The 12,694-nt window shown below is 68.2% G+C and carries 12 protein-coding genes; 5 read left to right on the forward strand and 7 right to left on the reverse strand.

What is annotated here, in order from left to right:
* The first annotated feature begins 185 nt into the window (after positions 1-185).
* On the forward strand, positions 186-1,811 hold the full coding sequence (locus tag NS4_RS22320; RefSeq protein WP_063061471.1) for a flavin-containing monooxygenase: 1,626 nt from the start codon (positions 186-188) through the stop codon (positions 1,809-1,811).
* Between the two features lie 71 nt (positions 1,812-1,882).
* Entirely contained in the window at positions 1,883-2,566 is a 684-nt protein-coding gene (locus NS4_RS22325; RefSeq protein ID WP_063061472.1) for a PadR family transcriptional regulator, read from the forward strand.
* A 63-nt stretch (positions 2,567-2,629) separates the two neighbouring features.
* Here the strand turns inward: NS4_RS22325 and NS4_RS22330 are convergent, their stop codons facing one another.
* Positions 2,630-3,943, reverse strand: coding sequence for an aminoglycoside phosphotransferase family protein (locus NS4_RS22330; protein ID WP_063061473.1), 1,314 nt, complete (start codon positions 3,941-3,943; stop codon positions 2,630-2,632).
* A gap of 460 nt (positions 3,944-4,403) precedes the next feature.
* On the opposite strand from NS4_RS22330, the gene NS4_RS22335 reads away from it, so the two are divergent.
* A complete protein-coding gene (locus NS4_RS22335) occupies positions 4,404-4,649 on the forward strand; it encodes a hypothetical protein (protein WP_245665621.1) in 246 nt (81 codons plus the stop codon).
* 148 nt (positions 4,650-4,797) lie between these two features.
* Here the strand turns inward: NS4_RS22335 and NS4_RS32355 are convergent, their stop codons facing one another.
* Together NS4_RS32355 and NS4_RS32360 are read right to left on the reverse strand one after the other, a co-directional pair.
* The gene (locus NS4_RS32355) at positions 4,798-5,436 is read right to left on the reverse strand and encodes a Dabb family protein (RefSeq protein WP_063061474.1); all 639 of its coding nucleotides are present in this window, start codon (positions 5,434-5,436) and stop codon (positions 4,798-4,800) included.
* On the reverse strand, positions 5,429-5,776 hold the full coding sequence (locus NS4_RS32360; RefSeq protein ID WP_063061475.1) for a hypothetical protein: 348 nt from the start codon (positions 5,774-5,776) through the stop codon (positions 5,429-5,431). Before NS4_RS32360 ends, NS4_RS32355 begins: the two co-directional genes overlap by 8 nt.
* A 150-nt stretch (positions 5,777-5,926) precedes the next feature.
* Between NS4_RS32360 and NS4_RS22350 the strand changes: the two genes are divergently transcribed.
* Positions 5,927-6,883 (forward strand): alpha/beta hydrolase, encoded by a 957-nt coding sequence (locus tag NS4_RS22350; protein WP_063061476.1) that lies wholly within the window; start codon positions 5,927-5,929, stop codon positions 6,881-6,883.
* A 133-nt stretch (positions 6,884-7,016) separates the two neighbouring features.
* Positions 7,017-7,808 (forward strand): SDR family NAD(P)-dependent oxidoreductase, encoded by a 792-nt coding sequence (locus NS4_RS22355; protein WP_063061477.1) that lies wholly within the window; start codon positions 7,017-7,019, stop codon positions 7,806-7,808.
* A 115-nt stretch (positions 7,809-7,923) separates the two neighbouring features.
* Here NS4_RS22355 and NS4_RS22360 read toward each other — a convergent pair whose 3' ends face one another.
* The 4 genes from NS4_RS22360 to NS4_RS22375 all read right to left on the reverse strand — a co-directional run bounded on the left by NS4_RS22360 (position 7,924) and on the right by NS4_RS22375 (position 12,388).
* Positions 7,924-8,763 (reverse strand): IclR family transcriptional regulator, encoded by an 840-nt coding sequence (locus NS4_RS22360; protein WP_063061478.1) that lies wholly within the window; start codon positions 8,761-8,763, stop codon positions 7,924-7,926.
* 276 nt (positions 8,764-9,039) lie between these two features.
* Positions 9,040-9,945, reverse strand: a complete 906-nt coding sequence (bphC, locus tag NS4_RS22365; protein ID WP_063061479.1) for a biphenyl-2,3-diol 1,2-dioxygenase — start codon at positions 9,943-9,945, stop codon at positions 9,040-9,042.
* 27 nt (positions 9,946-9,972) lie between these two features.
* Positions 9,973-11,154 (reverse strand): acyl-CoA dehydrogenase family protein, encoded by a 1,182-nt coding sequence (locus tag NS4_RS22370; protein ID WP_174552121.1) that lies wholly within the window; start codon positions 11,152-11,154, stop codon positions 9,973-9,975.
* Between the two features lie 58 nt (positions 11,155-11,212).
* Positions 11,213-12,388 carry a 3-ketosteroid-9-alpha-monooxygenase, oxygenase component gene (locus NS4_RS22375; protein ID WP_063061530.1) on the reverse strand — a complete coding sequence of 392 codons (1,176 nt, stop codon included), beginning with the start codon at positions 12,386-12,388 and terminating at the stop codon, positions 11,213-11,215.
* Positions 12,389-12,694 lie beyond the last annotated feature (306 nt).

Consider the following 12,694-nt stretch of genomic DNA (forward strand, 5'->3'; position numbering starts at 1 on the left):
TGCCGGCTCGTGCCGAGGCCGACGGTAGGTCCGGCGCGCGGCACGGGCGAACGGTTCTCCCGGTGACCGGGAGAACCGGCGTCATCCGCTGAATGTGCCGGTCAGCGGGAGAAGGGTGATCAGGAGGCCGCGGCTGTCCCTACCGTCGCCGCAGAGCACCGGACACCCGAGCAGTTGGAGGCACTGTGAACCCCGGAAATCCCTCGCCATCCGGACGGACCCGAGTCGATGTGGCGGTCGTCGGCGCGGGTATCGCCGGGCTGTACGCGCTGCACCGGTTCCGGAGCAGCGGTCTCACGGTGCGGGTGTTCGAGGCCGCCGACGGCGTGGGCGGAGTCTGGTACTGGAACCGCTACCCCGGCGCCCGCTGCGATGTGGAGAGCGTGGACTACTCGTATTCCTTCGACGAAGACCTCCAGCAGGAATGGGATTGGAGCGAGAAGTACGCGGCGCAACCGGAGATCCTGGCCTATCTCGAACACGTGGCCGACCGGTTCGATCTGCGCCGCGATATCGAATTCGATACCCGGGTCACCGATATCCGCCTCGACGAGTCGTCACTGACCTGGGAAGTGGGCACCGATACCGGTAGCCGCGTCACGGCCCGGTTCGTGGTGCTGGCCACGGGGCCGCTGTCGAACGCCAACACCCCGGCGATCGCGGGCCTCGACACCTTCGCCGGGCGGCTGCTGCACACCTCGGCCTGGCCGCACGAGGGAGTCGACCTGACCGGACAGCGGGTCGGCGTGATCGGCACCGGTTCCTCGGGTATCCAGGCGATCCCGGTGCTCGCCGAACAGGCCGCGCGGCTGCACGTCTTCCAGCGCACCGCCAACTACAGCGTGCCGGCCGGTAACACCGCGCTCGACGATGAACTCCGGCGCGAGCAGAAGGCGAACTACGCTGAGCGGCGCAGGTTGTCCATGGCCAGCGGTGGCGGGTCCCCGCACCGGGCGCATCCGAAATCGGCCCTCGAGGTGAGCGAGGCGGAGCGGCGCGCCGCCTACGAACAGCGCTGGCGGCTGGGCGGTGTGCTGTTCAGCAAAACCTTCCCCGACCAGCTCACCGATCCCGCGGCCAACGAAACCGCCCGGCTGTTCTGGGAGGAGAAGATCCGCGCCGAGCTCGACGACCCCCGGGTGGCCGAGCTGTTGATCCCCCGCGACCATCCCATCGGCACCAAACGCATCTGCACCGATACGAACTACTACCGCACCTTCAACCGGGAGAACGTGCAGTTGGTGGATCTGCGCGCCACACCGATCGAACGGATCGACGCGGGCGGCCTGCACACCACGGATTCGTATTTCCCGCTGGACACCTTGGTGCTGGCCACCGGATTCGACGCGATGACGGGTTCGGTCGCCAAGATCGCGATCACGGGCCGCGGCGGACGGACACTCAACGAGGCGTGGGCGGAGGGCCCGGTGAACTATCTCGGGCTGGGTGTGCCCGGTTTCCCCAATCTGTTCAACCTCACCGGTCCGGGTAGCCCGTCGGTACTGGCCAATATGGTGCTGCACTCGGAACTGCACGTGGACTGGGTGGCCGAGGCGATCGGGTTCGTCGACGGACGCGGGGCCACTGCGCTCGAGGCCCGCGCCGACGCGGCGGCGGCCTGGGTCGCCGAATGCGCCGAGCGAGCGTCCGGGACCTTGATGACCCGGGCGAACTCCTGGTATCTGGGCGCCAACATCCCGGGCAAACCGCGGGTCTTCATGCCGTTCGTGAGCGGTTTCGGGGTGTACGGCGAGATCATCGCCGAAGTCGCGGCCGCCGACTACAAGGGCTTCGATCTGCTGGACCGGTGAGCGACACGATTGGCGCCCGCCGCGATAGTCATATGCCGGACCGGTATATGACCACTGATAGCATTCGGCGAATGACGACGAGCGAACCCGACCTGGCGCAGATCAACCTGCCGCCGACCAGCTGGGCGGTGCTCGCCATGCTCTCCTACGAGGAGGAGATTTCCGGGTACGACCTGAAGAAGTGGGCCGACTGGAGTATCCGCTACTTCTATTGGAGCCCCTCCTACAGCCAGATCTACTCGGAACTGAAGAAGCTCGAACGGCACGGGTTCGCGCATTCGCGGGTCGACGCCGACAATGCCATGCGCGGCCGCCGCCTCTACCGGATCACCCCGGCCGGCCGGGCCGCCGTCACCGCCTGGACCAACAGCGCGCCGGTCGACCCGCCGATGCTGAAACATCATGTGATGTTGCGGATCATGTTCGGGCATCTGAGTTCGCCCGAGCGACTCAAAGAGATCCTGCGCGACCATATGGCCGATGCCGAACGGCTCGAACGCAGTGCCGCCGTGGACGCGGCCGCCGCGAAATCCGAACCCGGCTGGGCCTACTCGCAGATCGTGCTGCAGTGGGCCGAACGCTACTACGCCTCCGAACGTGCCCTGACCCAGCAGCTGATCGACGATATCGATGCGGCCGAGAACGCGCTGGTGGCGGCCGAACGCGACGAGCAGGCCGCCTATCCGCACCCCACCCCGGGACGCTGGCGCGAGGTCGAGCAGCGGGTCAAGAATGAGGAACCCGGGCGGCGCTGAGGCTACGCACGGTCGTAGTGGGACGGGACGGCGACGGGCTCATGGGTGGTCGCTTCGAAATCCTCATTCCCACCCGCGGAGCATTTCGGTCACTTCATCTTTCGACAGGTCGGGCCAGGGCGGTTCGCGATGTCGAGACAATCGGTGGTTGTAGAAGAGGGACCAGTAATCGATTTTGCCGGGATCCTCGGCGATGGTTCGCGGCACTTTCTCAGCGACCATCGCCATTCCTCGCCAGTCTTCCATGGCCTGGTACGTCCGGAGGACTGCTTTGGCATCGACATCTGGATTCGCGAGCGGTACCCGATCGAGCCACATGGCAGTGGCCGGGGCGACGTCATCACTGGCCGATGAGAGAGCACGTTCGATGAAGAACCCCGCGTCGTAGAGTGGATCGCTGGGCCCCGCGCACGCCCAATCGAGAATCCACACCTTTCCTTGTTCATCGAACTGGATATTGCCCGGAAAAAGGTCGTTGTGAGCGAAGAAGGTCGGCTCGCCCGCGCGGCTGGGATCCGGCCGGATATAGTCCGACAACGGCCCGAGGCCGAGTTGATCCAATCTCGCCCGGTGTTCCGGTGCGAGATTGTGATAGGCGCTGTCGGCATGCTGGATCATCTGCTGCTGCCACGTCGGGATGTCCATTTCCAGTCCCTTCGGCAGCGGGTGCGAAGAGAGCGACTTCACCTGGCCCAGGAGATCCGGCAACCAACTCATCAGCTCGGGATCGTCGAAACCACGTGTTTCACCGGGGACGTACTGCATGATCGTGAAATCTTTGCCGGTGGAGGGGTCCGTGCCGGAGTAGAGGAGCCTGGGTGTTCGCACACCGCACTCACGCCCGTAGCTTATAGCCGTGTTTTCCGGCAACCATTTCTTTACGAAAGTCTCGATAGGCCGGCCTGATTCAAATCTGACAACCGCTGGGCCGACGCTGGTCTCGACCCGATTCACCCGGTTACCGGTGCCGGTGAAATCCGGTTCCAGATTCCGGACCCCTTCGTACAGCTCCCGGCCTTCTTCCGGGGAGAGTTCGAATCGGTCGGAACCATCGGGATGTGTTCGATCCTCGCTGATAGTGTTCGTCGATCGGGTTCCGGCGGTCGAGTCCGGCGCGCGGACCGGTTCCCGCACATGCGCGCCGGTTGCCGCATGCGCGGCGGCGCGATCGCTCTGGGCCGAACCTGCTCGGTCGATATCCGCTGCGCCCTGCTCGCCGGCGCGAGTGGTGCGGTCGAGACCCGCTTGAATCACGTGCGAGTATTCACGGTGTCTTTCGCTGACCCGCGGGGTGCCGCCGTCGACGAGCGCGGCGGCGAGGCGTCTGGCTGCCTCCAGCATTCTCGCGTTGAGCTCGCCGCGATCCAGACCGGCCAATGAGTTTTCCTCTCGTTGATCATACTGTCGGGCAGCAAGGCAGGAACCGGAGCCCCGACCTCGGTGAGCGTCGGGTCGAGTCGGCGGGTGAGTTCGTCGGCGCAGCCGGCGCCGGGCCGGCCGGTGCGGTGTCGTAGGCGAGTCGAGAGCACTGCTGGCCGACTCGAGGTGAGGCGCCGGGCCCCCACGACTGATTCACGGATGCCCCGGGTCGGCAGCGCTGGGAGATCGTTCGTTCGGCCGATAGGGTGTCGAACTCGATCGGTCTCTCCTGGCTCCAGGGACGTGGTCGACATACGGCACTATTCGACCGAAGTGAAACCTTCAGACGATCGGCGACAGTGCCGGGCTCTCAGTACCGTGCGTGCGGACGAAAGCAATATAGTGCTGGCGAAACCGTAGCTGATCAGCGGAGTTTCCCAGAATCGGTAAACGCAAACGGCTCGAGCGCAGTGCCGCCGTGGACGCGGCGGCCGCGAAATCCGAACCCGGCTGGGCCTACTCGCAGATCGTGCTGCAGTGGGCCGAACGCTACTACGCCTCCGAACGCGCCCTGACCCAGCAGCTGATCGACGATATCGACGCGGCCGAGAACGCGCTGGTGGCGGCCGAACGCGACGAGCAGGCCGCCTACCCGCACCCCACCCCGGGACGCTGGCGCGAGGTCGAGCAGCGGGTCAAGAATGAGGAACCCGGGCGGCGCTGATCGCGACCGCCCGGCGCCGGTCCGCCGCTGCGGACCGGGCACTCGGCAGCGCAGGCGCGCGCTCGGCAGGGTCGGCTCGGTACGAGCGGAAACAACCCCGAACGCCGGCACCCGCACCGGGCCGCAGGAGTGACCCGTCGGGAACCGGTCAGGTCAGCACCGGTTTCGTCCGGACGCAGTAGCTGTGGCAGACCCGGTCGCGGACGACGGCCTCCGGGCATTCCGGGTCGAACCAGCGGTCCACCAGACCCCAGTGCACCGGATGCGCGAGATAGGCGCCCACCAAGCCGTCGAGGTCGCTGAACTCCTGCTCCCAGATGTGCGTCCACTGCGCGGTGCCGTAGGCCCGATGGGCCCGGCTCAGCCGCCAGGCGCGGATGGTGGGTATATGCCGGGGCATCCGCAGCAGGTCGGCCTCGAATTCGGCCAGCGCCTGCGGCGGCGTGGCCGGGTCCACGCGCAAGAGCAGGGTGCGGTACACGGTGCCCGGACTGCTCGGCCCGGCCACACCGTGCACGCCGGGACCGTGGTCGGTCCCGTCGACGCGCAGCACCTCCGCCCGGTCGCACAGCTCCGCCAGCAGGGCCGCTGCCGCCCGCCCCACCGCCGGTTCCGCGAAGCTCAGGCGCAGCAGGATATCGCCGCCGTTGCGGACTCCGGGCAGAGTCGGTTCGATCAACGCGCGCGGCGCCGCGCCGGCCGCGGCCCGCAGCTCGGCGAGCAGGCTATCGAGCGCGCCCGGGGCAACATCGGGGACCAGATGGATCAGCCGGGTGATCTCATACATCGGCGAGCGCCTCGATATCGCCGGCCGCGGCGGCCGACTCACGGGTCCGCCGGGCGATCAGGTGCTCGACCCCGGCCCACCATCGGGCCGGCTCCGGGTCGGGCCGGCTTCGCCAGGTCATCTGCCACCAGCCGGCGGGACCGTCGAGCTCCCAGGTCACGGTGACCGTATTGGGCCGGTCGTCGAGCCAGAGCGGCGGCGCCACCAGCACCCGGTCGAGGACCATCCCTCGCGCGATCGCCCCGGGGACGTACTCGGCGAGATAGCGGTCCACGAATTCCCGTGCGCGGCCGGGCATCGTCTCGATCCGGTCGACGATATAGACCTTCGCTGCACCCATCGCGCCACGGTATGGCCGTAGCCGGCAGTCCGGCCGGTACCGGCCCACTCTCCGGGAGACGCGACTCCGTCCGCGCTTTCGCCGACCTACGGTGGCCCGGTCAGCTGTAGGGCCGGGCGCTACCGGCCACGAGAATCGAGGAGGCCGCAGATGGAATCAGGAGCCGTACGCGACGCGGAGCCCGGACTGCTTCCCGAGGTGGCCTCGATGCTCGCCGCCCTGGACAGCGGCTTCCCGGACGTCACCGCCCTGACGGCCCCCGAACTGCGGGCGGTCATCAGGTCCCGCCGCGCACCGCTGCAGTGGCTGCCGGCCATGCGCGACGTCTCGAACCTGACCGTCGACGGACCGGGCGGACCGCTGCCCCTCCGGGTCTACCGGCCCCGGCACGACGCCTCGGCGCTTCCGGTGATCGTGTTCGCGCACGGCGGCGGGTTCGTATTCTGCGATCTGGACAGCCACGACGAGTTCTGCCGCGCGATGGCAGAGGGGGTCGGCGCGGTCGTGGTGTCGGTGGATTACCGGCTCGCCCCGGAACATCCCGCGCCCGCCGCACACGAGGACATGTACGCCGCGCTCGTCTGGGCCGCCGAACACGCCCCCGAATACGGTGGCGATCCCGCCGCGCTCGTGGTCGCCGGGGACAGTGCCGGCGGCAATCTCGCCGCCACCGTGGCCCTGGCGGCCCGCGATCGCGGCGGGCCCGCGATCGCCGCGCAACTACTGCTCTACCCGGTGATCGACGACGATTTCGACACCGAGTCCTACCGGCGCTACGGCAGCGGGTACTACAACACCGCCGCGGCGATGCGCTGGTACTGGCAGCAGTACGCACCGCACGGCACCGCGGACGCCCGCCTGGTGCCCACCCGCGCGGATACCCTGGCCGGACTGCCGCCCGCGGTGGTGATCACCGCAGAACTCGACCCACCCTGCTCGTCCGGCGACACCTACGCCCGACTGCTCGCCGAAGCCGGTGTCGCGGTGCGCCACCGGCGTTACGACGGGTTGTTCCACGGGTTCCTGACGATCCCCGCCCTCGCGGTCACCCGGACCGCACGGTCGGAGATCTGGGAGATGGTGCGCACCGCACTCTCACCCCGCTAGCCAGGGCGATCACGAACCCGACGCCGGGCGACAGCGATGACGCCCGGTATCGGGGCCGTCCGGTCCGGCGAAATCACCCGCTCCGCCGGACACGTACTGGCGGTCGGCAGCCCATCCGGCCTAGCGTCCTGCCATGATCACCACAGCAGTTGTGACCGGCGCCGGCCGCGGTATCGGCTTCGCCTTGGCTCGCCATCTCGCCGACGCCGGCCATCTGGTCGTGCTCACCGATATCGACGGTGACGCCGCCCGACGAGCCGCCGCGGAGATCGGCCGGGGCGCGGTCGGGCTGGAGCACGATGTCCGCGATATCGCCGCGCACCGCGAGATCGCGACGCGGGCCGCGGCCCTGGGACAGCTCACGACCTGGGTTAACAATGCCGGGGTGCTCTTCGCGGGCGACGCCTGGACCCATTCGGACGAGGAGATCGCCGCCATCCTGGATGTGAACATTCGCGGTGTCGTGGCGGGGACCGCGGCCGCGATAGCGCAGATGGGGCAGGCGGGCGGAGTCGTGCTGAATATCGCGTCGCTCTCGGCGCTCACTCCGGTACCGGGTCTGGCGCTGTACGCCGCGACCAAGGCGGCCGTCCTGTCCTACACGACCTCGGTGCAGGGCGACCTCCGGCACGCCGGGCTACCCATCCGGGTCCGGGCCCTGTGTCCCGATGTGGTCGGCACCCCGATGGTGACCGCACGAGCGTCGGATCCCGGCGCGGCGCTGCTGTTCGCCGGGCCGAAGCCGATGGACGAGGATGCCGTCGCCCGCGCGGGGATGGCGCTGATGGCCGGCCGGCAGATCTTCCGGGTGATGCCGCGATGGCGCGGTGCGCTGGTTCGCGTCGTCGATCTGGCGCCGGCCGTCGGCCTGAGGATGGTCGCGCTGATGCGCAAGCTCGGTCATCGCCGTCAGGCCCGTATCTGACCGATCGATTTCTCCGATCGATCCGCGAACCGACCGCCCGAGGACCGCGCGGCAATGCCACTCTCGCGACCCCGCTGCCGTGGCGACCTCTCGCGGATCGACGACACAGCTCCCGTCATACGTACTGCACGGCGGCCGGGCGGGGCATCTGCACCGACCCGAGCCGGCGGGACTGCTGCAGCGTGGGATGCACCCGGACCCGGCCGTCCTCGACATTGCGCCAGATCCCCAGCGCGGCCATCCGGACCTGCGCGGCCGTTCGGTGGTCGAAGCTCATCCGGTCCACCGGCCCGCAGATCGATACCGCGGCCACCGCCTGCCCGATCTCCCCGACCGGTGCCGCCACGCACCCGAATCCCGCCACTGATTCCTCGCGCTCGAAGGCGATACCGTGCGCGCGGACCTTGGCCAATTCGGCTCGTAGCTGCGCGGCCGTGGCGATGGAGTACCGCGTTTTCGACCGGACGGGGCCGGCGCCGAACACATTGCCGCGCTCGCCGTCGGCATAGGCGAGGATCGCTTTGCCCACCGCCGTACAGTGCGCGGGCTGGCGGCCGCCGACCCGGGTCGGCACCGCGCCCGCCAGTCGGCCGCCGACCTTGTCCAGATACACCACATCCGTGCCGTCGAGTACGGCCAGATGCACCACGCAGCCCGTGGTGCGGTGCAGATCGTGCAGGAAGGGCACCGCGGCGCGGTGTAGCCGGTCCTGGTGCACGGCCAGCGAGCCGAGTTCCATCAGCCGCAGGCCCAGCTCGTAGTCCCGGCCGTCGCGCCGCAACCAGCGCAGTTGTACGAGCCGTTCCAGGATGCGGTGCGCCGAGGACCGGGGTAGTCCGGTGCGCCGCACGATCTGCGCGAGCGTGAGGCGCCCGGGGCCCTCGAACGCGTCGAGAACCAGCGAGACGCGGTCGAGCACAGCGCTCGGGGTGGCGGCGTCGGCCTGGATAGTCATGAGCCCTCCATTGGGTCTACGAGCTGATGCCCAATCGAATATGCCGAATAGGCATATTCCTATTAGTAGCATCTGCTTGTGGCAGCTGTCACACGAATCGCAAAGGTTGGCCGAAAATCACGAACGGCCCCTCGGGCCGGGCGATACGCCCGGCCCGAGGGGCCGTTCCAACCACTTCCACACAGCGCCGACCGAGCGATCCCGCCCGCCGATCGAATGAGGCGCGCGAAGAGCCGAGGCCCATCCGAGGCCTCGGCTCCGCCGCAGGCGGCGCGCTTACATCGCTGCCAGTGGTTCGCTCCCGGACCAGTCGTGGCCCCAGTAGCTGTCCGCGGTGATCTCCTCCGCGGTGTAGTACTTCTCGTCGACCTTCATCCCCTCGGTGCCGAATTCGATATCCCAGCCGCCGGGAGCGCGCACATAGAACGACACCATCTTGTCGTTGGTGTGCCGCCCCAGCGTCGAGGACACCGAGAACCCGTCCTTCGCCACCCGGTCCAGCGCCTGACCCACCGCGTCGAGCGAATCGACCTCCACCATGATGTGCACCAGCCCGGGCGCGCCGCCGTGCGGTGCGGGGCACAGCGCCAGGCTGTGGTGGCGTTCGTTCACCCCCAGGAAGCGGATCCGCACCGGCCCGAACTCCGGCGGCGCCGGAACCCGGAACGCGCCGCGCGGCAGGAAACCGAGCACCTCGGTGTAGAACTCGAACGCGCCGCCCAGGTCCATGGTGGGCAGCACCACATGCCCCAGGCCCTGGGCGCCCGTGACGAACCGGGCGCCGAACGGGGTCACCACCGGGCTGTGGTCGAGTACGGGGCCGTGGAATACCTCCAGCGTGGCGCCGGCGGGGTCGGTGAAGGTGATCGCCTCCTCCACCCGGCGGGCGTCCGCGTCGGCCTGGGACAGCGATTCCACCGTGATACCCGCCTTCGACACGGTCTCCCGCACCCGCCGCAGCGCCGCGTGGTCACGGACCTCCCAGCCGATCCGCACCACTTCGTCGGTCTCCCCGGCGACCACCACGATCCGCGCGGCCCGTTCGTCCATCCGCAGGTAGAGAGCGTTCTCGTCGGGGCCCGACCCCTCCGCGAAGCCGAGCACATCGAAGGCGAACTGCCGCCAGCGCGCCATATTCGTGGTCTGGATCTGTACGTAGCCGAGGCTCTTGATATCGGTCATTGTCGTTCCTTTCGTCCCCGGGGTCGGTCAGATCATCGAGCGCAGATGCTCGGCCGGATCGAATCCCATCGAGCTCAGTGCCGAGGCGTGATAGACGGTGCTCGGTACATGGATGGCGTGGTTGAGGCCGGCGTGGGCGTCGCGCCAGTACCGCTGCAGGGGTTTGTCCATACGCAGCGCGTTACCGCCCGACCGGGCGAAGATCTGGTCCACGGCCATCACCGCCCGCCAGGCCGCCCGTACCTGGGTGCGGCGTCCGGCCGCGCGGAGCGCGAAGTCCACCTCGCCGCCGGATTCGACGATCCCCCAGATCCGGTCCACATTGGCCAGCAGTTCCTGGCGCGCGGCATTGATATCGGCGGCGGCCTCGCTGATCGCGAACAGCACGTACGGATCGTCCTTGACCGCCGTCCCCTGCGCACCCACTCGGTCGCGCTGGTAGTCCAGGTGCGCGGCCAGCGCGCCCTCCGCGATCCCGATGACCGCCGCACTGATACCCAGCGGGAACATCGTCGACCACGGCATCTTGTACAGCGTCTCGGTGACGCCGTATTCGCGCTGGGCGGTGCCGTCGATGACATGGTCGCCGTTCATCACCCGGTACGACGGCACGAACGCGTCTTTCACGACGATGTCCTTGGAACCGGTGCCCTTGAGCCCCACCACGTTCCACGAGTCCTCGACGATCTCGTAGTCGGCCCGCGGCAGGATCATGTGCAGCATCGTCGGCGGATCCGCGATCCCGCCCTGCGCGTCGCCGAGCATGGCGCCGAGGAAGATCCAGTCGCAGTGGTCGGTACCGGAACTGAACTGCCAGCGGCCGTTGAAGATATAGCCGCCGTCCACCGGGCGGGCGATACCGGTCGGCGCGTACGGTGACGCCATCCAGGTGTCGTTGTCGGCGCCCCACACTTCTTCCTGCACCCGCGGATCGGCGAAGGCCAGCTGCCAGGGATGGACCCCGACGATGCCGCAGATCCAGCCGGTGGCCGGATCCAGCGCCGCCGCGGACATCACCGATTCGGCGAACTCCCGCGGATGCGCCTCGAACCCGCCGTACTTCTTCGGCTGCAACAACCGGATCGGACCGGCGGTCTTCAGCAGCTTGGCGGTCGAATCGGGCAGCCGACCGAGGGATTCCGCCTCCGGGGACTGCTCACGCAGTTGATCGGCGATCGCCGCGAGATTGTCGAGAACTCTGGTCATGATGGGTTCCTTGGTGAACGCGCGCCGGGTGTTCACCCGGCGCGCACGAGGGATATTCGGGTCAGGTGGTGGTGTCGAGTACCGCACCGCGGGCGATGTTGTCCGCGACCTCCGCCTCCCAGCTGGTCACGGCGCGTTCGGTATCGATCTCGAATTCGAACCGTTTGGTCATGTCCTCGGTGATGTCCTCGACATCCACGTAGAACTGCTGGTACCAGCGGCGCAGCTGATACACCGGCCCGTCCTCCTCGGAGAGCAGCGGGTTGTCGATGGGCGCCTTGTTCTTCCAGATCTTCACGTCCTGTTCGAAACCCACCTCGACCCCGCGCGCGAACTGCGCCGCCATCGCCTCGGCGTCGGCGTCCGACATGCCCTGGGGTTTCTTCACCATCGCGCCGTACTGCAGGACGAACGAATTCGACGTGACCGGGTAGTGGCAGTTGATCAGCACCGTCTCGATCGTCATGCCCTGCGCCTCGTTCCACAGCCAGTCGATCATGTAGGAGGGGCCGAAGTACGAGGCGTCCGAGCGCAGCGACGAATGGGGATCGTCGTAGTTGGTGCCGACATTGATATCGCCGCGCGGTGTGGACCGCATGTACTGCGTCGCCACATGCCCTTCGAACACGTTCTTGAAGTAGCGCGGGAAGGAGTAGTGGACGTAGAAGAAATGGGCCATATCGACGACGTTGTCCACGATCTCCCGGCAGTTCGACCCTTCGACCAGCAGGGTGTTCCAGGTCCAGTCGGTCCACTCCGAGGTGCCGTAGCCCTCGATCTCCGGGATCGTCACCTCGTCGGTGGGTTTGCTGCCCTGCGGGTCGTGCCAGACGAACAGCTGACCGTTGCGTTCCAGCGTCGGCCAGGCCCGGGTGCGCGCCAGTGGCGGTACCCGCCGGGCGTACGGGATCCCGGTGCACTTGCCGTTACCGCCCCAGCGCCAGTCGTGGAACGGGCAGGCGATGGAATCGCCTTTGACCGACCCCTGGGCCAGGTTGCCGCCCATATGCCGGCAGTACGCGTCCAGCACGTGCAGCGTGTCGTCGGTCTCGGACCGGAACACCACCAGCGTGGTGCCGAATGCCTTGACCTCATGCGGTTGCCCGTCCCGGAACGATTTCGCCAGGCCCAGGCAGTGCCAGCCGCGCGCGAACCGGGTCGGCGCCGCGGCCGCCTCGATCTGCCTGTATTCGTCTGTACCGTGCTGGCGTCGCCCGTTCGGTGCAAGATCCGGCATCGGAACCTCCATGTTCCAGCGGAGTTGTGTGACTGCGCCGATAGTGACCTGGGGCACCGGGCCGACCCAGCCGCGTTCCCGGTCAGTGGACACGTTTCGGCGGCGCGGTGGCGCCGGGTGCGCCGCCTATCCGGAATGCCCGGTCACTTCGACCGCTCCGGTACCCCGTATCCGGAACTCGGGAACACCGGTTTGTGCCATGGTTGTGTTCTCCCCTCGGGGAGTCCTCGTGCCTCCGGCCCCCGCGGCCACCCGGCGACGAGCCGGAAACCCGGGCCGAGCCGCGAACCGGCCGCCCGGAAACGC

This window comes from Nocardia sienata NBRC 100364 (genome assembly GCF_001613205.1).
GTDB classification, from domain to species: Bacteria; Actinomycetota; Actinomycetes; order Mycobacteriales; family Mycobacteriaceae; genus Nocardia; species Nocardia sienata.

Excerpts from the sequence above, each read along its gene's own strand:
- bphC (WP_063061479.1), bottom strand. The coding sequence starts at position 9,945 with ATGACCGATATCAAGAGCCTCGGCTACGTACAGATCCAGACCACGAAT.
- NS4_RS22325 (WP_063061472.1), top strand. The coding sequence starts at position 1,883 with ATGACGACGAGCGAACCCGACCTGGCGCAGATCAACCTGCCGCCGACC.
- NS4_RS22350 (WP_063061476.1), top strand. The coding sequence starts at position 5,927 with ATGGAATCAGGAGCCGTACGCGACGCGGAGCCCGGACTGCTTCCCGAG.
- NS4_RS22375 (WP_063061530.1), bottom strand. The coding sequence starts at position 12,388 with ATGCCGGATCTTGCACCGAACGGGCGACGCCAGCACGGTACAGACGAA.
- NS4_RS32360 (WP_063061475.1), bottom strand. The coding sequence starts at position 5,776 with ATGGGTGCAGCGAAGGTCTATATCGTCGACCGGATCGAGACGATGCCC.
- NS4_RS22360 (WP_063061478.1), bottom strand. The coding sequence starts at position 8,763 with ATGACTATCCAGGCCGACGCCGCCACCCCGAGCGCTGTGCTCGACCGC.
- NS4_RS32355 (WP_063061474.1), bottom strand. The coding sequence starts at position 5,436 with ATGTATGAGATCACCCGGCTGATCCATCTGGTCCCCGATGTTGCCCCG.
- NS4_RS22355 (WP_063061477.1), top strand. The coding sequence starts at position 7,017 with ATGATCACCACAGCAGTTGTGACCGGCGCCGGCCGCGGTATCGGCTTC.